This window comes from Brevundimonas sp. KH_025, assembly GCF_057839885.1.
Genome location: NZ_CM174501.1, coordinates 2,592,346 through 2,611,228, shown reverse-complemented (window position 1 = coordinate 2,611,228; position 18,883 = coordinate 2,592,346). Strand labels below are relative to the sequence as shown.

Sequence of the window (18,883 nt, the reverse complement as noted above, 5' to 3'; positions counted from 1 at the left end):
GGGTCGCGTCAGCCTTCGGCGGCGCGCCTCAGGCCCTCAGCGATCTCTTCATAGGCGCTGCGGATCGTCTTGCGGTGCTTGTCGTGGAAAAGCTCGCCGCGCAGGCCGGTGAAGATCACTCCGTTGGAGACGATGCAGTTGCCGCGCTCCAGCTCCTCGATCTCGTAGTAGCGGATGGCGTTGAACAGCCAGCCGCGCTTTTCGGCCCAGACCAGTTGCGAATAGGGCTGCCAGTCGCCGAGACGCGCCTGGACCTGACGCTCGGCCATGCCGGGCAGGGCCTCGGTCAGGTTGATGCCGGCGCCGAAGGCCAAGGCCCCGGTGACTCCGGTTTCATAGGGATTCCAGAGGTGCCAGTTCTCGAGATCGCTGAGGATCTCCCAGATGCGGTCCGACGGCGCGCGCACGCCGATACGCTTCTCGATACGGGTGGTGTCCATGGATTTGCCTCTGACACGGCTTTTGGACTTTAGGAAGTCGTCTCGACCGGATCGGGTCCGGGCAGGGACGGTTTGAGCCGCCGCCCGTCGTCCAGGCCCAGCCGCGCCTTGACCTCGAACAGATCGGCGCCGGCCGGCACGATCAGCAGCTCTTCGGGGCGGCGGGCGTTGACCGCGACCACGGCGCCCTTGGGGCAGACGTCGAAGCAGTCGGCGCCGACGACAGCGAGGTCTGCCTTGCGCCCCTTGCCCGCGTGCAGATAGCGGCGCAGGGCTTTCTTCAACGTCTTGTCGCCGTCGGGGCCAAAGCCGCCGTCCAGCTTTTTCGAGCATTTGCGGCACACCAGAACCACCTCGTTCCAGCGAGTCTTGGAAACCTTGAAGGTTTTGGACGTCTTGCTCATGCCGCCTGAAGATCGGTGTTCGCGGCGGCTTGCACAAGCGTCGCCGGCTTGCGCAACATGAACTTCACAAAAGGGGAGTTCGTCATGATCATCCGTCGCCGTCTGGCCCAGACCCTGAGCCTGTCCGTCGCCGCCGCAGCGGTTCTGATGACGGCGGGCGCCGCCGCCGCCCAGGTTCCGGCCGCCAGCGTCTCGGCCGCCGTGGACCGGGTCATGCCCGAGGTCGTGGCCTGGCGTCGCGACCTGCATCAGCACCCGGAACTGGGCTTCGCCGAGACGCGCACCGCCGGGTTGGTCGCCGACCACCTGCGCAGCCTGGGGCTGGAAGTCCGGACCGGCGTCGGCAAGACGGGCGTGGTCGGGGTCCTGCGCGGCGCCCGGCCGGGCCGCACGGTGGCGCTGAGGGCGGACATGGACGCCCTGCCGGTCAAGGAGGCGACGGGCCTGGCCTTCGCCTCGACCGCGACCGGGACCTATATGGGCGAGACGGTGCCGGTGGCCCACGCCTGCGGCCACGACGCCCACGTCGCCATGCTGATGGGCGCCGCCGAGGTGCTGGCGGGGATGAAGGACCAGATCAGCGGGACCGTCGTCTTCATCTTCCAGCCGGCCGAGGAGGGCGCGCCTCCGGGCGAGCGCCTGGGCGGGGCCGCCCTGATGATCGAGGAAGGCGCGCTGAAGGACCCGGCGCCCGAGGCCGTTTTCGGCCTGCACGTCGTGCCGGGCGCGCCGGGGACCATCTTCTATCGACCGCAGGGATTCATGGCGGCCTCGGATCGGGTGGACATCGTCCTGCACGGCAAGCAGACGCACGGGGCCTGGCCGTGGAAGGGCGTCGACGTGATCGCCGCCGCCGCCAATGTGGTCCAGACGGTCAACACCCTGACGGCGCGCACCATCGACCCGACCACGACGCCGACCGTCTTCACCATCGCCACCCTGGATGCGGGGGTGCGCTACAACATCATCCCGGACAGCGCGCGGCTCAGCGGCACCCTGCGCACCTTCGACACAGCCCAGCGCGACGCCCTGGTCGCGCGGGCCGAGGCGGCGATCGACAACGTGGCTGAGGCCTACGGCGCCACCGCCGACTTCGCCGTGAAGCAGAACGCCGCCCTGGTCTTCAACGACGAGGCCCTGTCGGCCTGGCTGGCGCCCGTGCTGGAGGAGGCGGCGGGGCCGGGCAAGGTCAATCCGGCCACGCCCCCGACCACGGTGGCCGAGGACTTCAGCTACTTCCAGCGGGCGGTTCCCGGCGTCTTCTATCATCTGGGCGGCAGTCCCGACGGCGTCGATCCGGCGACCGCAGCGCCCAACCATTCGCCCCAGTTCGACGTCAACGAGAAGATCCTGCCGCTGGGGGTGAAGGCCCATGTCTTCAGCGCGTTGCGTTTCCTGGAGCGACGAGAAAACTGATTGTTTCTGTTTATCAGGGGGTAAGCATGACGGCGCATCCTCAGGCGTCTGATGAGGGTTCGCCTATGTCGCGTCTGCCGATCAAGCTTCCGCCCGCCGCCAACCAGCCCGCGCGCGGTCGTCTGCGCGACGCGGTCTTCTTCTGCATCGCCTTCGCGGCGGTCTTCATCGCCGCCCTTCTGGCGATGGAGATGATGCTGGGCTAAGCCGGAGGCTCGATTTCAGGAGCCTTCCCATGATCACCCGCATCCAGCCCGGCGCCCGCATGAGCGAGGCCGTCATCCACGGGAACACCGTCTATCTGGCCGGTCAGGTCGGCGAGCCGGGCGACGACGTCACGGCACAGACCCGCACCACCCTGGCCGAGATCGACGCCCTGCTGGCCGAGGCCGGCACCGACAAGTCAAAGATCCTCAGCGCCACCATCTGGCTGGCCGACATCGCCGACTTCGAGGCCATGAACGCGGTCTGGGACGCCTGGGTCGACCCCGCCAACCCGCCCGCTCGCGCCACCAGCGAGGCCAAGCTGGCCACGCCCGACTACCTGGTCGAAATCATCGTCGTGGCGGCGATCTGATGCCCAACACGATTGAACTGGAGCGGTTCAAGGCGACCCGCGTCACCGCCCTCTACCGCCTCGACCTGATCGAGAAGGGGGCGAAGCTGACCTATGAGGACGGCACGCCCGTCGACATGGCTTCCGAGAAGCAGCGCCTGAAGGATCAGGTCGCCGATATGGACCGCCGCATCGCCAAGCTGGAGGCGGCGGGCGAAGCCTAAACCGCCAGCCGCTCGAACACCGTCCGAATGACGTTGTGATAGGCGTCGGCCAGGGCGCGCAGTTCGGCCTCGGGCACGCGTTCGTCGATCTGGTGCATGGTCTGGCCGACCAGGCCCAGCTCCAGCACCGGGCACAGGGACCGGATGAAGCGGGCGTCGGAGGTGCCGCCGGTGGTCGAGGCCTCGGGGCGGCGGCCCAGCGTCGCCTCCACCGCGTCCTGAACCGCCGTGACGAAGACGCCCGGCTCGGTCAGGAAGGCTTCGCCCGAGCACATGTGCTCCAGTTCGATGCGCAGGCCGGTCTCGGCCTGCACCGCCCCCGCCTCGCGGTTCAGCCAGTCGATCAGGCCGTCGCCAGTATGGGTCGGGTTGAAGCGGATGTTCAGCCGCGCCTTCGCCTCGGCCGGGATGATGTTGGTCGCCGGATTGCCCACGTCGATGGTGGTGATTTCGAGGTTCGACGGCGGGAACTCCGGATAGCCGTCGTCCAGCACATGGGCGTCCAGCCGGGCCAGCAGCTTCGCCACGACCGGGGCCGGGTTGGCGGCGCGGTCGGGATAGGCGACGTGGCCCTGTTTGCCGTGAACGGTGATCCAGGTGTTGAGCGAGCCGCGCCGACCGACCTTGATCATGTCGCCCAGATGATGCGCCGAGGACGGCTCGCCGACGACGCAGGCGTCGATGACCTCGCCCTCGGCGGCCAGGGCCTCGACCACCCGCTTGGTGCCGTGCAGGGCCGGGCCTTCCTCGTCGCCGGTGATCAGGAAGGAGAGGGAGCCGGGCGCGTCGCCTTCGGAAAGGACGCGCGAGACGGCGGCGACCCAGGCGGCGATCCCGCCCTTCATGTCCACGGCGCCGCGACCATAGAGGACGCCGTCGCGGGTCTCGCCCTCGAACGGGGCGGCGGTCCAGGCGGCGAGGTCGCCGGTCGGCACCACGTCGGTATGGCCGGCGAAGCAGAGGTTGGGCGAGGCCGCGCCGCGCCGGGCGTAGAGGTTCTCGATGCGAGCGTCATGACCGACGCCGGTCGGTCCCTCGAACACCATGCGGCGGCAGGTGAAGCCGAGGCCGGTCAGGGTGCGCTCCAGCACATCCATCGCCCCTTCGTCGGCGGGGGTGACGGAGGGAATGCGGATCAGGTCGCGGGTCAGTTCGACAGGATCGATGACGGAATGTGATGCGGCGCTCATGGGCGCTATGCTTTAGGCATATCCGGCATCCGCGAGAAGACCCGTGCCCAAGATCGACATCGACGCCGCGCCCACCGGCCACGGCACCGGATACCCGGATGAGTTCGCCGGTCCCTGCAAGCCGCGCCGCCGCTGGCGGCTGGGCGACGCGGTCGGCCTTAGCCAGTTCGGGGTCAATCTGCTGCGCCTGCCCGCCGGGGCCTGGTCCAGCCAGCGCCACTGGCACACGGCCGAGGACGAGTTCGTCTGGGTGGTCGAGGGCGAGGTGGTGCTGGTCGAGGAGGACGGCGAGACCATCCTGACGGCGGGCGACTGCGCCGGCTTCAAGGCGGGCGTGCCGAACGGCCACAAGATCGAGAACCGCAGCAAGCGTGAGGCGGTGCTGCTGGAGGTCGGATCGCGCCGCCCGACCGAGGACGCCTGCGACTATCCCGACATCGACATGATCCTGCCTCAAGGTTCCGACGGCTATCTCCACCGCGACGGAACCCCCTATCCGAAGACGCCCCGAAGAACGTGACGACTGAATCCGTAGACACCGCCCCGACGGTTCCGCCCCTGCCGCCCTTGCCGCCCGGTCCGCCGGACAGCGGGCCGTCCAGCCCGTGGGCCATTCGCGATTTCCGCCTGCTGTGGGTCGGGCGCGTCGCCGCTGTCCTGGGCATTCAGATCCAGTCCTCGGCCCTGTTGTGGCAGGTCTATGAGATCGCCCGCCGCGACCATCCCATCGCCGAGGCCAGCCTCTATCTGGGGCTGGTGGGACTGTGCCAGTTCCTGCCGCTGCTGGCCTTCACCCTGCCCGCCGGGGCCATGGCTGACCGGCGCGACCGCAAGCACACCGTGACCCTGTCCATCCTGGTCGAGAGCCTGTGCGCCCTGGCCTTCCTGGCCATGGCCCTGCACGGCTCGCCGCCGCTGTGGGGGCTGCTGGCGGTGGCCGCCGTGTTCGGCGCGGCGCGCGCCTTCCTCGCTCCGGCCAGCCAGGCCTTCCTGCCCATGGTGGTGGGGCGCAAGGCCCTGCCGCCGGCCATCGCCGCCCAGTCCATCGCCTTCCAGACCGGGGCCATCGCCGGCCCGGCCCTGGGCGGGGTGATCGTCGGCTTCGCCGTGCCCTGGGCCTACGCCTCGGCCATGGCGCTGTTCCTTGTCGCCATCGCCTGCTTCCTGCTGATCCGCACCAGGGGCAAGCCGGTTTTCGTCGAGACGGGGGTGGGGCCGCTGGAACTGGTCAAGGAAGGTCTGGCCTATGTCTGGAAGACCAAGATCGTGCTGGGCGCCATCTCGCTGGATCTGGTGGTGGTGCTGCTGGCGGGCGTGGCCCTGCTGACGCCGATCTTCGCGCGCGACATCCTGCACGTCGGGCCCGAAGGCTTCGGCTTGCTGCGCGCCGCCTTCGGGGTCGGGGCCCTGCTGATGGCCCTCTATCTCAGCCGTTTCCCGATCCGTCGCCACGGCGGGCGCTGGATGTTCGCGGCGGTGGCCGTGTTCGGGATCAGCACCCTGGTCTTCGGCCTGTCCAAGAGCGTCTGGCTGTCGGGCGCGGTGCTGTTCATCGGCGGCGCCGCCGACATGATCAGCGTCAATATCCGCCAGACCCTGATCCAGCTGGCCACGCCCGATCACATGCGCGGGCGGGTGTCGTCGGTGTCCATGCTGTTCATCGGCGCCTCCAACGAACTGGGCGAGGCCTATTCCGGCGTCATGGTGCGTCTGCTCGGCCCCATCGGCGCGGCGGTGTTCGGCGGGATCGGCGCCCTGGCCGCGACCGGCGTCTGGGCCAAGGTCTTCCCCAGTCTACGGAAGGCGAACAAGCTGACCTGAGGCAGGCCCTTCTTCGCGAAGAAGAAGGGCCTCGTTCCGTCAGTTCTTGGCGGGAACCCGCGTATCCGTGGCCGGGTCGACGGCGCCGGGGCGGCCTTCGGCGGCGGCCTGGGCCTGCTTGTCTTCCAGCTTGTCGGCGACCTTGCCGGCGCCTTCCTCGACGGCCTGCGCCGCCTTCATGGCGCCGGACTCGACGACTTCGCCCGTCTGGGCGGCGACATCGGCGGCCTTGTCGCCCGCGGCTTCGGCCTGGCTTTCAGCCTTCTTCTGTTCGGCCTGGGTGCAGGCGGCGGCGCCGAGCGCCAGGATCGAAGCGGCGGCGATAGTCAGGATGCGCATGGGATGACCCCGTTCTTCCGTTGAATCTCGGCGGTAAACGCCGTCGGCCGAAGGGGGTTGCGTGGGCGTCCCTAGTCCAGATCGACGGGCAGGGTCTGGCTGGCCAGCAGCCGCTCGGTCGTGGCCCAGTGATCCGGCCCCTGACGCTCGACCCAGGCCTGCACCATGTCGCGGCCCAGGCCGTAGTTGATGACGTAGCTGCGGTAGGTGTCGATGAAGCTCAGCCGTTGCGTCGCCCGGTCGCGCCCCACCAGATTGTACTTCTGCAGTTGATTCAGCGCCGTCTCGCGGTCGATGCGGCCCGCCAGATAGTCGTCGGCGATGGTGTATTCCGCCCGCGACAGCTCGCGTGTCAGGGCCAGCAACCGGGTCTGCGCCTCGGCCGTCGCCGGGTCCAGTCCGGCCATCGGATAGAGGACGCGCTGCTCGAAATCGGTGCGCTCATGGCCGGGGAAGGCCAGGTCGATGCCGTAGTTGGCGCTGCCCTCGGCGATGAAGGACATGGGGCTGAACAGGGGATAGACGCTCATCTCGACCCAGCCCTTCTGTTTGACGAAAGTCTGTTCCAGCAGGGCGTTGTAGACGTGGTGGCCGGGATAGCCCTCGTGGCAGCCCAGGTCGACGGCGCGGTCGATGGAGATGGGCAGGTCGGTGTTCACCTGGATCAGGCTGAAGGCGGCGCCCTTGTACCAGTTGTAGCCGGACCACGGCTTGTTGTTGACGAACTCCAGGGTGAAGGTCTCGCCGGCGGGCAGGGTCATGCGCCGCTCGGTGCGCGCCTTGCACTCGTTGATGGCGGCCCGCATCACCGGCTCCAGCCGGTCCTTGGGAATGACGTAGCGGGCGCGGAACGCCGCGACCCGGTCGGCCAGCGGCCCCTCGCCGGGGATCAGGGCGTCGATGCGCGCCAGCACCGGATCATAGCTCGACAGGGGGCGCAGTTCCGGCCGCACGCCGAACTGGGCCTCGGCCTCGTCGGCGAAGCTCATCTTTTCGCCGCCCAGCATCCGCAGGCGCGCCGAGGCCGCCGAGACATGAGCCGACAGATAGGCGCGGCGCTGGCGGCTTTCCGCGTCCAGGCCGGCGGTCGGCAGGGCGTCCAGCCGCCGCGTCAGGGCGCTCGCGCCCTCGGCCAGCTGGGGCAGGGCGCGCGGGTTCGCCTTGGCCGCCTCGGCCCATTCAGCGGGGCCGTAATAGGCGTCGACATAGCCCGGCTCGCGCTCGCCGATCTCCAGCGTCAGGGCGACATAGTCGCGGGCCACCGCGTCCAGGCTGTCGCTCGCCGGCTTCGGCGTCGCGGCGCAGGCGGTCAGCAGGCTGGCGCCCATCAGGGCGGCGATCGTCGTATGGCGCATGGAAACTCCCTCTCTCCCGCCACGACGCTAGGCGTTTGCGGCCCCCGCGCCAAGTCAGCGCCAAGAAGGCGTCGTCGTCTGGATTTCAGGGATTGAGGCCGCTTGGCCCATGCTGTAAGCACCGCCGTCCGGCCGTCGCGCCGCAGACGCACCCGTAGCTCAGCTGGATAGAGTGCTGCCCTCCGAAGGCAGAGGTCACAGGTTCGAATCCTGTCGGGTGCGCCATCTCCTCGTCATCGTCATTTGACCGAAGCTGCGCCGCGGCCGATGAAAGCCGTGTGAGCGAACCCGTCCTTCCAGTCCGACGCGACCCAAAAGGGCGGCTGCCCGCGCCGCCTCCCGGCATGGGGCGGATCGAGGGCTTTTCTGACATTCGGCTGAGCGTCGAGCAGGCTGAGACCTCGCTGGAGGCGGCGGCGGATCGGCTGTCGCTGCCGCGGTCGGGCTGGTCGTCGCAGCGGTTCGACATGCTGGCCGTTTCCGGCGGCGCGGCGGGCGGCGCCTATGGCGCTGGCGCACTGGTCGGGCTGACCGAGGCGGGGGCGCGGCCCGAGTTCGCCCTGGTCACGGGGGTTAGCACCGGGGCCCTGATCGCGCCCTTCGCCTTTCTGGGTTCGGCCTGGGACGCGCGTCTGGCCGAGGCCTATACCGGGGGTCACGCCGCCGACCTGCTGAGCCTGCGGCGTCTGGCCTCGACCTTCACCGGCGGGCTGTTCCAGGGCGAGGCGCTGGACGCCCTGATCCATCCCTTCGTGGACGAGGCCCTGATCAACGCCGTGGCGGCCGAGCACGCGCGCGGGCGGCGGCTGCTGGTGGCGACGACCGATCTGGACAGCCAGCGCGCCTGCATCTGGGACATGGGGGCCATTGCCTCGCATGGCGGCGACAAGGCGGTGGCCCTGTTCCGCGAGGTTCTGGCCGCCTCGGCCAGCCTGCCGGGCCTGTTCCCGCCTCGGCGTTTCCCCTGCGAAGTCGACGGGGAGAAGTTCGAGGAGATGCACGTGGACGGCGGCGTCGCCGCGCCCCTGTTCCTGATGCCCGAGGGCCTGCTGCGCTGGAACCGGCTGGGGCGGCGGCTGCACCGGGGGCGGGTGCATGTCCTGGTCAATACGGTGCTGGAGCCGGAGCCGCGCACCACGGCGCCCAATGTGGCGTCGATCCTGACCCGCAGCTTCGACGCCATGCTGCGGTTCTCCTATCGCCAGGCCCTGGGGACGGCGACGACCTTCTGCGCGGCTCAAGGCCTGCCGATCAGCGTCGCCTCAATTCCCGACGCGCCGGACCTGGGCGGGATGCTGAGCTTCGACACGGCGACGATGAAGCGGCTGTTCGACACGGCGCGCGAGCGGGCGCGGGACGGCGAGCTGTGGCGCTCCCCTGTGGCCGAACGACAGGGGCTTCAGGGCCTGCTCGACCGGCTGCGGCCCCGAGGATAGGGGGCGGATAGCGGCGCGGTCTTGCCTGACCCGGCGCTCGAGGCGCATGGAAGGGGCCTCCTCCCCAAGACTTCCAAGGCCCCCATCGTGTCCGAGATCGAACAGACCCCCGCCCAGCTTCCCGAAGGCCAGCCGGTCGGCCGCGTCATCGCCATGCCCGCCGACACCAACCCCGAGGGCGACATCTTCGGCGGCTGGCTGCTGGCCCAGATGGACCTGGCCGGCGCCACCCCGGCCTTCGAGCGCGCCAACGGCCGCTGCGCCACCGTGGCCCTGGACGGCATGGTCTTCCACCAGCCGGTCTCGGTCGGCGACGAGGTGTCGATCTACGCCAAGGTCGTTCACACCGGCCGCACCTCGATCCGGGTCCACGTCGAGGCGTGGAAGCGTTCGCGCGGCGAGCCCGAGGCCCAGTCCGTGCGCGTGACCGAGGGCGTCTTCACCTATGTGGCCATCGATTCCGAGCGCAAGCCGCGCGCCCTGCCGCCGGTCTAAGGCCGTTTGAAACCGGTGCGGCGCAAGGCCAAGACCAAGCGCCGCACTCGGTAATTCTTGACGTTCGCCTGCTCGCACCCTACCTGCGGGGCATGGCTATTCGTCGCATCCTGACCATCGATAACGCCGCCGACCTGGCGATCCTCAAGGCCGTCTCCCCGCCCGTGGAGGGCGGCGTGACCGACGATCTGCGCGCCCTCATGGATGACATGCTGGACACGATGTACGATGCGCCGGGCATCGGCCTGGCCGCCGCCCAGATCGGCGAGCTGAAGCGCGTCGTGGTCATGGACCTGGGCGACAAGGTCGTCGAAGGCGCATCGGAAGACCCCGAGGCCGACGAGAGCGAGGACCTTCAGCTGGCGCGCCGCAACCCGCGCTACTTCGTCAATCCTGAGGTCGTCTGGGCCTCGGACGAGATGTTCGCCTACGAAGAGGGCTGCCTGTCGGTGCCGGAATATTTCGACGCCGTCGAACGCCCGGCCCGCGTCCGCGTCCGCTACCTGAACTATACCGGCGAGCAGATCGAGGAAGAGATCGAGGGTCTCTACGCCGTCTGCTTCCAGCACGAACTGGACCACCTGAACGGCGTCCTGTTCATCGACCACCTGTCGCGTCTGCGCCGCGAGCGGGCCGTCGCCAAGGTCAAGAAGAACGCAAGGCTCGCCGCCTGATGGCCCGCAAGACCCAGATCATCGACCCCAACGGCCGTCGTCGCCTGACCCGCAACCAGAAGGTCGGCGTGGCCAGTCTGGCCACCATCGTCGCCGTCGGCGCGCTGGGCGTGGTGGCGGGGCTGCTGCTGGACCGCCTGCTCGATTTCGACGACGCCCTGGATGCGGGCGGCGAGTGGGACGAGGGCGGCGGCGTCTATACGCGCTGGATGTAAGCCGCCCCACGGTCTAAAGGCGTGGCCATGCGCCTAGCCTTCATGGGAACCCCCGACTTCGCCGTGCCGTCGCTGGCCGAGCTGATCGCCTCGGGACACGAGATCGTCGCCGTCTATTCGCAGCCGCCGCGCCCCAGGGGCCGGGGGCAGAAGCTGACGCCGTCGCCGGTTCACGCCTTCGCCGAGGCCATGGGCCTGCCGGTCTTCACGCCCGAGAGCATGAAGGCCCCCGAGGCCATCGACACCTTCAAGAGCCTGGATCTCGACGCCGCCTGCGTCGTCGCCTACGGCCAGATTCTCAAGCTAGAAGTGCTGGAGGCGCCGCGTCTCGGCTGCTTCAACCTGCACGGCTCGCTGCTGCCGCGCTGGCGCGGGGCCGCGCCGATCCAGCGCGCCATCATGGCCGGCGACCGCCAGACGGGCGCCCAGATCATGCGGATGAGCGAAGGCCTGGACGAGGGCGCGATCATCCTGTCCGAGGTCATGGACATCCACCCCGACGACACGGCCGCCAGCCTGACCGAGCGCATGGCGCACCTCGGTGCCGCCCTGTGGCCACGCGCCCTGGCCGCCATCGAACGCGGCGGCTTCACCGAGACCGAACAGGCCGGCGAGCCGACCTACGCCAAAAAGATCACCCCCGCCGAGGCCCGTATCGACTGGACCCGCCCCGCCGCCGAGGTGGACGCCCATATTCGCGGCCTGTCGCCCTTCCCGGGCGCCTGGTTCGAGGTCGAGGCCGATGGTGAGCCGGTGCGCATCAAGGCCCTGATGTCGGCCCTGGCCGAAGGGCAGGGGACGCCCGGTCAGGTTCTGGACGACGCCCTGACGGTGGCCTGCGGAACCGGCGCGGTGCGTCTGAGCCGCGTGCAGCGCCCCGGCAAGGCGGTGCAGTCGGCAGACGAGATGCTGCGCGGTTTCGCGGTCCCTGCCGGGGTGGTGTTGGGCTGATGCCCCGCTACCGCTTCACGGTCGAATACGACGGCTCGGCCTACAACGGCTTTCAGGCCCAGGCCGGTCAGCCGACAGTGCAGGGCGCGATCGAGATAGCTGTGACGGCCTTCAGCGGCCAGACCGTGCGCATCGCCGCCGCCGGCCGCACCGACACCGGGGTCCACGCCACGGGCCAGACCTGCCATGTCGATCTGGACAAGGACTGGCCGGCGCGGACGGTGATGAACGCCCTGAACGCCCATCTGATGCACGAGGCGGTGGCGGTGCTGGACTGCGCGCCGGTCAGCGACGACTGGCACGCCCGGTTCACCGCCAATGGGCGCAAGTATCTGTACCGCATCCTCAACCGGCCCGGCCGCCCGGCGCTGGACCGGGGCCGGGTCTGGCACGTCAAGAAGCCGCTGGACGCCGAGGCCATGCATGCGGCGGCGCAGAGCCTGATCGGGCTGCACGACTTCACCACCTTCCGCGACGCCCAGTGCCAGTCGGCCAGCCCGGTCAAGTCGCTGGACGTGGCCCGCGTCAGCCGCGTGGGCGAAGAGGTGCATCTGGTGTTCGAGGCGCGCAGCTTCCTGCACCGCCAGGTGCGGTCGATGGCAGGCAGTCTGGCGGAGGTCGGCCTGGGCCGCTGGGCCGTGGCCGATCTGGCCGAGGCGCTGGCCGCCAAGGACCGCGCGCGCTGCGGCCCCGTGGCCCCGTCAGACGGGCTTTATCTGACGGGCGTCACCTATGAGGCCGAGGCCTAGCGCCAAGTTCTAGCGCTTGAACAGGCCGCCCAGGGCGTCGCCGATGCCGCCCGGCAGATTGTTCATCAGACCGCCCAGCAGGTCGTCCGCGCCTTCGGCCGAACCGTTCGGCGTCAGACGATCGACGGCTTCCGGCAGCAGGCCCGCCAGGGTCTCGCTGGCCTGCTCCGGCGAAATGCCCAACTTCTTGGCGAAGTCGGCGATCGGGCCCGAACCGAGCACCGAGGCGATCTGTTCGGGCGAAATCCCGGCGTTGCCGCCCTTGCCGATCCATGAGGCCGCCACGTCGCCCAGGCCGTTCTGACCGAATTTCTCGGCCAGGCCGCCGACGCCGCCCTGACCCTTGAGCAGGTCCGACAGGCCGCCCGCGGCGTCGCCGCCGAGGCCGCCCAGCACGTTATCCAGAAGTCCCATGATCGTCCTCCGATTGAAGCCGGCAGTCTGAGGGAACGACGCTACGCTTTTGTGGCGGGATCGCAAACGATCGCAAAACCCGCCGCCGGGCGCGCGGCCCTAGTTGCGGGCCGAGTTGGAGCCGGAGGTCACGGCCTGGCCGGCGGCTTCCAGATCGCGGCCGACGCCGGCGACGGTGTTGCAGGCGGCGGTGGCCAGGGCGGCGGCGATGACGGTGAGGGCGATGAGCTTGCGCATGGGAAATCCCCGAAAAAGTCGATTGAAGGCTTCAACGTGAAGCTTGACCATAAGGTTGCATGGCCAATTCATCCTTCAATCTGCTAACGGCGAAAGCATGACGCAAGCTTCTGGAACCGCCGCCCGCCGTCTGGTCGACACCCTCGTGATGAACGGGATCGACAAGGTCTTCTGTGTGCCTGGCGAGAGCTATCTCGCCGTGCTCGATGCCCTGGCCGACGTGCGCGATCGGATCGAGGTCGTCGTCTGCCGCCATGAGGCGGGCGCCGCCAACATGGCCGAGGCCTATGGCAAGCTGACGGGCAAGCCGGGCGTCTGCATGGTGACGCGCGGACCGGGCGCGACCCACGCCTCGATCGGCGTGCATACGGCGCATCAGGACTCGACGCCGATGATCCTGTTCGTCGGTCAGATCGCCCTGACCGACCGGGGCCGCGGCGCCTTCCAGGAGGTCGACTACCGCGAGGTCTTCGGCGGCCTGGCCAAGTGGGCCACCGAGATCGAAAGCCCCGAGCGCACCGTCGAGATCGTCGAACGCGCCTTCGCCACGGCGTTGCAGGGCCGCATGGGTCCGGTGGTCGTGGCCCTGCCCGAGAACATCCTGCACGACGACGGCGGCCCGGCCCCGGTGCGCCCCGTCGTCGCCGCCAAGGCCGCGCTGGACCCGGCCTTCGTCGAACAGGTGAAGGCGCGTCTGGCCAAGGCCGAACGCCCCATGCTGATTCTCGGCGGTTCGGGCTGGACCGACGCCGCCACCGACGCCATTTCCGCCTGGGCCGAGCGTCTGGGCCTGCCGCTGGCCCTGTCCTTCCGCCGCAAGGACCTGATCCGCAACGATCATCCCGGCTATGCGGGCGATCTTGGCCTCGGTCCGAACCCGAAACTGGTGGCGCGGGTCAAGGAGGCCGACCTGTTGCTGGTGATCGGCGCCCGCATGGGCGAGAACCCGACCCAGGGCTACACCCTGCTGGACCGCGCCAAGACCGCCGAGACCCTGATCCACATTCATCCGGGCGCGGAAGAACTGGGCCGCGTCTGGGCGCCGGCTCTGGCCGCGACGGCTGACAACTCACTGGCGGCGCTGGCCCTGTCGAGCATCGACCCGGGCCGGACCTGGAGCGAGCAGGGGGGCGCCGCCCACGCCGACTTCATCGCCTTCTCCTCGCCCATCGAAGTGAAGAGCGCGGTCAACATGAGCGAGGTCATCGCCCATCTGGCCGAGGTCCTGCCGGAAGACGCCATCCTGACCAATGGCGCGGGCAATTTCGCCGCCTGGCTGCACCGTTTCCACCGCCATCAGGCCCGTTGCACCCAGCTGGCCCCGACCTCGGGCGCCATGGGCTACGGCTATCCGGCGGTGCTGGCGGCCAAGGTGGTCGACCCGGCGCGTGAGGCCGTCTGCATCGCCGGCGACGGCGACTTCATGATGAGCGCCAACGAGATGGCCACCGCCGCCCAGTACGGCCTGGGCGCCATCGTCGTGGTCGTCGACAACGGGACGTTCGGCACCATCCGGATGCACCAGGAGCGGGAATACCCCGCCCGCGTCATCGCCACCGAGCTGAAGAACCCCGATTTCGTGAAGTTCGCCGAGGCCTTCGGCGCCTTCGCCGTGCGTTGTGAGAGGACCGAGGACTTCCCGGCGGCGCTTGCGGCCGCGCGTGAAGCGGCGGCGGGCGGTCGTCCGGCCCTGGTCCATCTGATCACCGAGGCCGAGCAGATCGCGCCGGGCCGGACGATCACGGATTTGCGCGGGGGCTAGGTTTTTGACCCTCTCCCGGCGGGAGAGGGCTTGAGCCTCCGGGAGCGAAGCGGTCGGCAAGGCGAAGGGGTGAGGGGCTGCGGCGTCCGTCGTCGCGCGGCGGCGTGCGCCGACTTCGATCGTGAACCCTCATCCGGCCCTTCGGGCCACCTTCTCCCATCGGGAGAAGGGAAGCGCTCTCACTTGCGCCCGACGCCGCCCCGGGGAACAGTGCCGCCTCGTCGTTCCGAGGGGGTTTCATGCGTCGTTTTCTGATCTCGTCCGCCGCCGTTCTGGCGCTTTGCGCCGCCGCGCCCGTGGCCATGGCCCAGCAGGCCGCCGCGCCCGCGTCGGCGGCCGCTCAGGTCCAGAGCGAGGACGCGCGCCTCAACGCCTTCTTCGACCAGGCCTTCCAGGAGCGCATCGCCCTCAGCCCGCAACAGATGACCTCGCTGGGGCTGAAGATCGACTACGACAAACTGGACGACGTGTCCGACGCTGCCGCCGAGCGCGCCCTGGCGCTGCAAGAGGCGCAACTCGCCCGCATGAAGGCCGAGTTCGATCCGTCGAAGCTCAGCACCCAGAGCCAGCTGTCGTGGCGGCTGTTCGAGTACGGGGTGCAGCAGGCGCGCCTGTCGAACCAGTGGCGCGACTGGGGCTTCCAGTTCGCGGCCAACGGCAACCCGACCACCAGCCTGCCGGTCTTCCTGATCAACAACCATCGCATCGCCAGCGTCTCGGACGCCGAGGCCTATGTCGCGCGTCTGGCCGACGCCGAGCGCCAGATGGGGCAGGTGGCGACGACGCTGAAGGCCCGCGCCGCCGAGGGCGTGGTCTCGCCGCGCTTCGTCTTTGCGCCCTCCATCGAGAACACCCGCAACGTCATCACCGGCGCCCCCTTCGACACCGGCGCCGACAACCCCGTCTGGGCCGACTTCCAGAAGAAGGTCGGGGCGCTGGACGCCGATCAGGCCACGAAGGACCGGCTGCTGGCCTCGGCCCGCGCCGCCCTGACCGGCCCCTACAAGCGCGGCTTCGATACGGTGCTGACGGCCCTGGCCGAGGTCCAGCCGATGGCCGACAGCGACGCGGGCGTCTGGCGGCTGCCGAACGGCGAGGCCTATTACAACGCCCGCCTGCAGCTCTCGACCACGACCGACCTGACCGCCGCCCAGATCCACCAGATCGGTCTGGACGAGGTGGCCCGCATCCAGGCCGAGATGGAGGCCATCAAGACCAAGGTCGGCTTCACCGGCTCGCTGCAGGACTTCTTCGTCTTCCTGAAGACCGACCCGCGCTTCCAGTATCCGAACACGGCGGAGGGCAAGGAGCAGTATCTGACCGACGCCCGCGGCTTCATCGCCCAGGTCATGGCGATCGCGCCGCAGTGGTTCTCCAACCTGCCCAAGGCGGCGCTGGAGGTCCGCGCCGTCGAGCCGTTCCGCGAGGCCACGGCCTCCATCGCCTTCTACAACTCGCCGGCCCCGGACGGTTCGCGGCCGGGCATCTACTACGTCAACCTGTCGGACATGACCCAGGTGCTGAAGCCCCAGATCGAGGGCATCAGCTATCACGAGGGCGCGCCGGGGCATCACTTCCAGATCGCCTACGCCCAGGAGATCGAGGGCCTGCCGCGCTTCCGCCGCTTCGGCGGCTACGGCGCCTACGCCGAGGGCTGGGGCCTCTACGCCGAACAACTGGGCAAGGAGATGGGCTTCTATCAGGACCCCTATTCCGACTTCGGTCGTCTCTCGACCGAGCTGTGGCGCGCGGTGCGTCTGGTGACGGACACGGGCCTGCACGCCAAGCGCTGGTCGCGTGAGGAGGCCATCGCCTATTTCCGCGACAACTCGCTGCTGTCCGAGCGCGACATCGTCAAGGAGGTCGAGCGCTACATCACCAATCCCGGCCAGGCGACCAGCTACAAGATCGGCGAACTGAAGATCGAGGAACTGCGCGCCAAGGCCGAGGCGACGCTGGGCGCTCGTTTCGACATCAAGGACTTCCACGCCGTGGTCCTCGGCTCGGGCTCGGTGCCGCTGGACGTGCTGGCCGATCAGGTCGACGCCTGGATCGCGGCGGGCGGCGGCAAGCCGGCCTAAATCACCCTCAACGTGAGTCCCTCTCCTGATGGGAGAGGGATTGAGCCTCGGAGAGCCGGAGGCGATCCGCCAAGGCGAAAGGGTGAGGGTTGGAGGGCGCCGTCGGCGAAGCCGTCGCGGCGCCGGTTCATTCGCGAAGGCGAGGACACGAGCGATGCGGCTCACGCCGACTGAAAGGACAAGCCCCTCACCCTTTCGCCTGACCAATCGCTTCGCTCTTGGAGGCTCAAGCCCTCTCCCGCCGGGAGAGGGAGCAGGCGTTTGCAGCAGAGAGTCGGATTTTTCCGCCTTTCTGGTGTATGAGCCGCCGCCATGCCCTTTACCGCGACCGTCCTGACCATGTTCCCCGAGGCCTTTCCCGGGCCGCTCGGCGTGTCGCTGATCGGCACCGCCTGGCGCGAGAAGGGGCTGTGGGACTTGCAGACGCTGGACATTCGCGCGTTTTCCGAAGATAAGCGCGGCTTCCTGGACGACACCCCCGCGGGTGGCGGTCCTGGAGCCGTATTGAAAGCGGACGTGGTGGCCCGGGCTCTCGACAGCCTTTCAGGCCCGCCCCGGCCGCTTTTGTACATGAGCGCACGCGGTCGACCCCTGACGCAGGCGCGAGTGAAGGAATGGGCCAAGGCCGACGGAATCGTCGTGCTTTGCGGTCGTTTCGAGGGGGTGGACCAGCGGGTGCTTGACGCACGCGGGTTCGAGGAGATCTCCGTCGGAAACGCGGTCCTCGCCGGTGGCGAGGCGGCGGCCATGGTGGCGATCGAGGCGTGCGTACGACTGGTTCCCGGTGTTCTCGGCGCGGCTGAAAGCCTGTCGTCCGAAAGCTTCGAGGACGGTCTTCTGGAACACCCGCAGTACACGCGACCGCGGACGTTCGAGGGGCACGACATTCCCGAGGTGCTGCTGTCGGGCGATCACAAGAAGATCGCGCAATGGCGAGAAGCACAGCGGGAGGAGACCACGCGGGAACGGCGCCCGGACCTCTGGGCGGCGCATCTTGCAAAGACGACTGCGGAGCCTGGCTCCGCCAAATCAAAGGCAAAGGGCGCAAAAGCCCGAGGAGAATAGAATGAACATCGTCCAGCAGATCGCTGCCGAAGAAAAAGCCCGCCTGCTCGAAGGCAAGACCATCCCTGACTTCCAACCGGGCGACACCCTGCGCGTCCACGTGAAGATCAAGGAAGGCGAGCGCGAACGCATCCAGGCGTTCGAAGGCGTCTGCATCGCCCGCGACAGCGGCGGCATCAACGAGACCTTCACGGTCCGCAAGATTTCCTTCGGTGAAGGCGTGGAGCGTCGCTTCCCGATCCTGTCGCCGAACATCGACTCCATCGAAGTGAAGCGTCGCGGCGTCGTCCGTCGCGCCAAGCTCTACTACCTGCGCGACCGTCGCGGTAAGTCGGCCCGGATCGCCGAGCGCCAGATCGCTCGCCCGGCCAAGGGCGCTGCCGTTCCGGTCACCGGTTCGGCTGACAAGGGCGACGAGGCTTAATCCCAAGCCTCGGCCCTGCGCTGAAATGATCGAGGCCCCGGCGGAAACGCCGGGGTCTTTTTCTTTGTTTTGGGCGCTAACGCGCTCGACGCGGTCGAGCGCTGCTTGAGCGCGGTCATGAGCCTACTGCGGATGCAGCGGATTGTCGGCGTCGCGCTGGCCTTCCAGGCTGCGTCGCAGGGCGTGCATTTCGTCGTGGCCCGTCTTCACGGCGGCGTAGGCGCGACGGATGGTTTCCCGGGTCGTGGCCGACAGGGCCGCGTCGGCCAGGGCGTGATCGAAGCGGGTCTGCAGATGCGCTTCGCCGCCTTCGACGGAGCCGACGACCGCCGCCTCGTCCCGCAACAGGGCGTGTCTGATGTCCATGAAGGCGCGCTGGGCCTTGGCCAGGATGGAGCCTTCGTCCTCGGCTTGACCGCCCAGGCTGCGCACGACCGCCTGCAGGTCGGACGCGACGCGGCGTCGATCTTCGCTGCGGCGCTGGAACAGGGCGCGATAGCGGGCGTCGTCGGTCTCGGCCGCCGCTTCGGCGTAGCCGTCGGCGCTGTCGATGGCGCCCTCGGCCAGACCGTTCAGAACCTTGATGTCATGACTGTTGGGGGAGTTCACCGGACACCTCCGTGGCTGACGTCAGG

24 protein-coding genes and 1 tRNA gene are annotated in these 18,883 nt (G+C 69.0%); 17 read left to right on the top strand and 8 right to left on the bottom strand.

The genetic code is table 11. The features are described 5' to 3' along the window. Positions 1 to 8: 8 nt before the first annotated feature. Complete coding sequence (locus tag AC3IS2_RS12990; RefSeq protein WP_489198197.1) at positions 9 to 440, bottom strand: SRPBCC family protein; 432 nt, start codon at positions 438 to 440, stop codon at positions 9 to 11. 29 nt (positions 441 to 469) lie between these two features. Next, positions 470 to 844, bottom strand: coding sequence for a hypothetical protein (locus tag AC3IS2_RS12985; RefSeq protein WP_489198196.1), 375 nt, complete (start codon positions 842 to 844; stop codon positions 470 to 472). Between the two features lie 147 nt (positions 845 to 991). Between AC3IS2_RS12985 and AC3IS2_RS12980 the strand changes: the two genes are divergently transcribed. From AC3IS2_RS12980 to AC3IS2_RS12965, 4 genes are all read left to right on the top strand, one after another. Next, on the top strand, positions 992 to 2,260 hold the full coding sequence (locus tag AC3IS2_RS12980; protein ID WP_489200155.1) for an amidohydrolase: 1,269 nt from the start codon (positions 992 to 994) through the stop codon (positions 2,258 to 2,260). 65 nt (positions 2,261 to 2,325) lie between these two features. Continuing rightward, positions 2,326 to 2,466: a hypothetical protein gene (locus AC3IS2_RS12975; RefSeq protein WP_489198195.1), complete on the top strand. Its 141-nt coding sequence runs from the start codon at positions 2,326 to 2,328 to the stop codon at positions 2,464 to 2,466. 29 nt (positions 2,467 to 2,495) lie between these two features. After that, positions 2,496 to 2,837, top strand: a complete 342-nt coding sequence (locus tag AC3IS2_RS12970; protein ID WP_489198194.1) for a RidA family protein — start codon at positions 2,496 to 2,498, stop codon at positions 2,835 to 2,837. After that, positions 2,837 to 3,040 carry a hypothetical protein gene (locus tag AC3IS2_RS12965; RefSeq protein ID WP_489198193.1) on the top strand — a complete coding sequence of 68 codons (204 nt, stop codon included), beginning with the start codon at positions 2,837 to 2,839 and terminating at the stop codon, positions 3,038 to 3,040. The genes AC3IS2_RS12970 and AC3IS2_RS12965 overlap by 1 nt, the downstream gene beginning before the upstream one ends. Here AC3IS2_RS12965 and dapE read toward each other — a convergent pair. Beyond that, entirely contained in the window at positions 3,037 to 4,230 is a 1,194-nt protein-coding gene (gene dapE / locus AC3IS2_RS12960; RefSeq protein ID WP_489198192.1) for a succinyl-diaminopimelate desuccinylase, read from the bottom strand. The two genes, AC3IS2_RS12965 and dapE, sit on opposite strands and share 4 nt — an antisense overlap. A gap of 43 nt (positions 4,231 to 4,273) precedes the next feature. On the opposite strand from dapE, the gene AC3IS2_RS12955 reads away from it, so the two are divergent. After that, positions 4,274 to 4,750, top strand: a complete 477-nt coding sequence (locus tag AC3IS2_RS12955; protein WP_489198191.1) for a cupin domain-containing protein — start codon at positions 4,274 to 4,276, stop codon at positions 4,748 to 4,750. Positions 4,751 to 4,788: 38 nt separating this feature from the next. After that, the gene (locus AC3IS2_RS12950; RefSeq protein ID WP_489200154.1) at positions 4,789 to 6,051 is read left to right on the top strand and encodes an MFS transporter; all 1,263 of its coding nucleotides are present in this window, start codon (positions 4,789 to 4,791) and stop codon (positions 6,049 to 6,051) included. Positions 6,052 to 6,090: 39 nt separating this feature from the next. Here the strand turns inward: AC3IS2_RS12950 and AC3IS2_RS12945 are convergent, their stop codons facing one another. Both AC3IS2_RS12945 and AC3IS2_RS12940 read right to left on the bottom strand, forming a co-directional pair. Continuing rightward, positions 6,091 to 6,390, bottom strand: a complete 300-nt coding sequence (locus tag AC3IS2_RS12945) for a hypothetical protein (RefSeq protein ID WP_489198190.1) — start codon at positions 6,388 to 6,390, stop codon at positions 6,091 to 6,093. Between the two features lie 71 nt (positions 6,391 to 6,461). Then, positions 6,462 to 7,745, bottom strand: coding sequence for a hypothetical protein (locus tag AC3IS2_RS12940; protein WP_489198189.1), 1,284 nt, complete (start codon positions 7,743 to 7,745; stop codon positions 6,462 to 6,464). A gap of 148 nt (positions 7,746 to 7,893) precedes the next feature. On the opposite strand from AC3IS2_RS12940, the gene AC3IS2_RS12935 reads away from it, so the two are divergent. The 7 genes from AC3IS2_RS12935 to truA all read left to right on the top strand — a co-directional run bounded on the left by AC3IS2_RS12935 (position 7,894) and on the right by truA (position 12,265). After that, positions 7,894 to 7,970, top strand: a tRNA-Arg gene (locus AC3IS2_RS12935). Between the two features lie 53 nt (positions 7,971 to 8,023). Continuing rightward, positions 8,024 to 9,181, top strand: a complete 1,158-nt coding sequence (locus tag AC3IS2_RS12930; RefSeq protein ID WP_489198187.1) for a patatin-like phospholipase family protein — start codon at positions 8,024 to 8,026, stop codon at positions 9,179 to 9,181. 153 nt (positions 9,182 to 9,334) lie between these two features. After that, positions 9,335 to 9,676 carry an acyl-CoA thioesterase gene (locus tag AC3IS2_RS12925; RefSeq protein WP_489200153.1) on the top strand — a complete coding sequence of 114 codons (342 nt, stop codon included), beginning with the start codon at positions 9,335 to 9,337 and terminating at the stop codon, positions 9,674 to 9,676. Positions 9,677 to 9,768: 92 nt separating this feature from the next. Beyond that, positions 9,769 to 10,350, top strand: a complete 582-nt coding sequence (locus AC3IS2_RS12920) for a peptide deformylase (RefSeq protein ID WP_489198186.1) — start codon at positions 9,769 to 9,771, stop codon at positions 10,348 to 10,350. Then, positions 10,350 to 10,565: a hypothetical protein gene (locus AC3IS2_RS12915; RefSeq protein ID WP_489198185.1), complete on the top strand. Its 216-nt coding sequence runs from the start codon at positions 10,350 to 10,352 to the stop codon at positions 10,563 to 10,565. The genes AC3IS2_RS12920 and AC3IS2_RS12915 overlap by 1 nt, the downstream gene beginning before the upstream one ends. 27 nt (positions 10,566 to 10,592) lie before the next feature. Next, a complete protein-coding gene (fmt, locus tag AC3IS2_RS12910; RefSeq protein ID WP_489198184.1) occupies positions 10,593 to 11,516 on the top strand; it encodes a methionyl-tRNA formyltransferase in 924 nt (307 codons plus the stop codon). Further along, positions 11,516 to 12,265 carry a tRNA pseudouridine(38-40) synthase TruA gene (gene truA, locus AC3IS2_RS12905; RefSeq protein ID WP_489198183.1) on the top strand — a complete coding sequence of 250 codons (750 nt, stop codon included), beginning with the start codon at positions 11,516 to 11,518 and terminating at the stop codon, positions 12,263 to 12,265. The genes fmt and truA overlap by 1 nt, the downstream gene beginning before the upstream one ends. A gap of 9 nt (positions 12,266 to 12,274) precedes the next feature. Here the strand turns inward: truA and AC3IS2_RS12900 are convergent, their stop codons facing one another. Together AC3IS2_RS12900 and AC3IS2_RS12895 are read right to left on the bottom strand one after the other, a co-directional pair. After that, a complete protein-coding gene (locus AC3IS2_RS12900) occupies positions 12,275 to 12,679 on the bottom strand; it encodes a YidB family protein (RefSeq protein WP_489198182.1) in 405 nt (134 codons plus the stop codon). Between the two features lie 99 nt (positions 12,680 to 12,778). Continuing rightward, complete coding sequence (locus AC3IS2_RS12895) at positions 12,779 to 12,916, bottom strand: entericidin A/B family lipoprotein (protein WP_489198181.1); 138 nt, start codon at positions 12,914 to 12,916, stop codon at positions 12,779 to 12,781. Positions 12,917 to 13,013: 97 nt separating this feature from the next. Here AC3IS2_RS12895 and AC3IS2_RS12890 point away from each other — a divergent pair, with 97 nt between their 5' ends. The 4 genes from AC3IS2_RS12890 to rplS all read left to right on the top strand — a co-directional run bounded on the left by AC3IS2_RS12890 (position 13,014) and on the right by rplS (position 18,248). Further along, a complete protein-coding gene (locus AC3IS2_RS12890; protein ID WP_489198180.1) occupies positions 13,014 to 14,678 on the top strand; it encodes a thiamine pyrophosphate-binding protein in 1,665 nt (554 codons plus the stop codon). Between the two features lie 239 nt (positions 14,679 to 14,917). After that, complete coding sequence (locus tag AC3IS2_RS12885; protein ID WP_489198179.1) at positions 14,918 to 16,759, top strand: DUF885 domain-containing protein; 1,842 nt, start codon at positions 14,918 to 14,920, stop codon at positions 16,757 to 16,759. 312 nt (positions 16,760 to 17,071) lie between these two features. Continuing rightward, on the top strand, positions 17,072 to 17,824 hold the full coding sequence (gene trmD, locus AC3IS2_RS12880) for a tRNA (guanosine(37)-N1)-methyltransferase TrmD (RefSeq protein ID WP_489198178.1): 753 nt from the start codon (positions 17,072 to 17,074) through the stop codon (positions 17,822 to 17,824). Between the two features lies 1 nt (position 17,825). Then, positions 17,826 to 18,248 carry a 50S ribosomal protein L19 gene (rplS, locus tag AC3IS2_RS12875; protein ID WP_431564349.1) on the top strand — a complete coding sequence of 141 codons (423 nt, stop codon included), beginning with the start codon at positions 17,826 to 17,828 and terminating at the stop codon, positions 18,246 to 18,248. Between the two features lie 123 nt (positions 18,249 to 18,371). Here the strand turns inward: rplS and AC3IS2_RS12870 are convergent, their stop codons facing one another. Beyond that, positions 18,372 to 18,857 (bottom strand): PA2169 family four-helix-bundle protein, encoded by a 486-nt coding sequence (locus tag AC3IS2_RS12870; RefSeq protein WP_489198177.1) that lies wholly within the window; start codon positions 18,855 to 18,857, stop codon positions 18,372 to 18,374. Positions 18,858 to 18,883 lie beyond the last annotated feature (26 nt).

Bases quoted from the DNA above. Each gene is read 5' to 3' on its own strand.
- AC3IS2_RS12945 (WP_489198190.1), bottom strand. From the start codon at position 6,390: ATGCGCATCCTGACTATCGCCGCCGCTTCGATCCTGGCGCTCGGCGCC.
- AC3IS2_RS12895 (WP_489198181.1), bottom strand. From the start codon at position 12,916: ATGCGCAAGCTCATCGCCCTCACCGTCATCGCCGCCGCCCTGGCCACC.
- truA (WP_489198183.1), top strand. From the start codon at position 11,516: ATGCCCCGCTACCGCTTCACGGTCGAATACGACGGCTCGGCCTACAAC.
- AC3IS2_RS12980 (WP_489200155.1), top strand. From the start codon at position 992: ATGACGGCGGGCGCCGCCGCCGCCCAGGTTCCGGCCGCCAGCGTCTCG.
- dapE (WP_489198192.1), bottom strand. From the start codon at position 4,230: ATGAGCGCCGCATCACATTCCGTCATCGATCCTGTCGAACTGACCCGC.
- AC3IS2_RS12885 (WP_489198179.1), top strand. From the start codon at position 14,918: ATGCGTCGTTTTCTGATCTCGTCCGCCGCCGTTCTGGCGCTTTGCGCC.
- AC3IS2_RS12965 (WP_489198193.1), top strand. From the start codon at position 2,837: ATGCCCAACACGATTGAACTGGAGCGGTTCAAGGCGACCCGCGTCACC.
- AC3IS2_RS12900 (WP_489198182.1), bottom strand. From the start codon at position 12,679: ATGGGACTTCTGGATAACGTGCTGGGCGGCCTCGGCGGCGACGCCGCG.
- AC3IS2_RS12940 (WP_489198189.1), bottom strand. From the start codon at position 7,745: ATGCGCCATACGACGATCGCCGCCCTGATGGGCGCCAGCCTGCTGACC.
- AC3IS2_RS12890 (WP_489198180.1), top strand. From the start codon at position 13,014: ATGACGCAAGCTTCTGGAACCGCCGCCCGCCGTCTGGTCGACACCCTC.
- AC3IS2_RS12970 (WP_489198194.1), top strand. From the start codon at position 2,496: ATGATCACCCGCATCCAGCCCGGCGCCCGCATGAGCGAGGCCGTCATC.
- AC3IS2_RS12985 (WP_489198196.1), bottom strand. From the start codon at position 844: ATGAGCAAGACGTCCAAAACCTTCAAGGTTTCCAAGACTCGCTGGAAC.
- AC3IS2_RS12990 (WP_489198197.1), bottom strand. From the start codon at position 440: ATGGACACCACCCGTATCGAGAAGCGTATCGGCGTGCGCGCGCCGTCG.
- AC3IS2_RS12925 (WP_489200153.1), top strand. From the start codon at position 9,335: ATGCCCGCCGACACCAACCCCGAGGGCGACATCTTCGGCGGCTGGCTG.
- AC3IS2_RS12920 (WP_489198186.1), top strand. From the start codon at position 9,769: ATGGCTATTCGTCGCATCCTGACCATCGATAACGCCGCCGACCTGGCG.
- AC3IS2_RS12975 (WP_489198195.1), top strand. From the start codon at position 2,326: ATGTCGCGTCTGCCGATCAAGCTTCCGCCCGCCGCCAACCAGCCCGCG.
- fmt (WP_489198184.1), top strand. From the start codon at position 10,593: ATGCGCCTAGCCTTCATGGGAACCCCCGACTTCGCCGTGCCGTCGCTG.
- trmD (WP_489198178.1), top strand. From the start codon at position 17,072: ATGCCCTTTACCGCGACCGTCCTGACCATGTTCCCCGAGGCCTTTCCC.
- rplS (WP_431564349.1), top strand. From the start codon at position 17,826: ATGAACATCGTCCAGCAGATCGCTGCCGAAGAAAAAGCCCGCCTGCTC.
- AC3IS2_RS12915 (WP_489198185.1), top strand. From the start codon at position 10,350: ATGGCCCGCAAGACCCAGATCATCGACCCCAACGGCCGTCGTCGCCTG.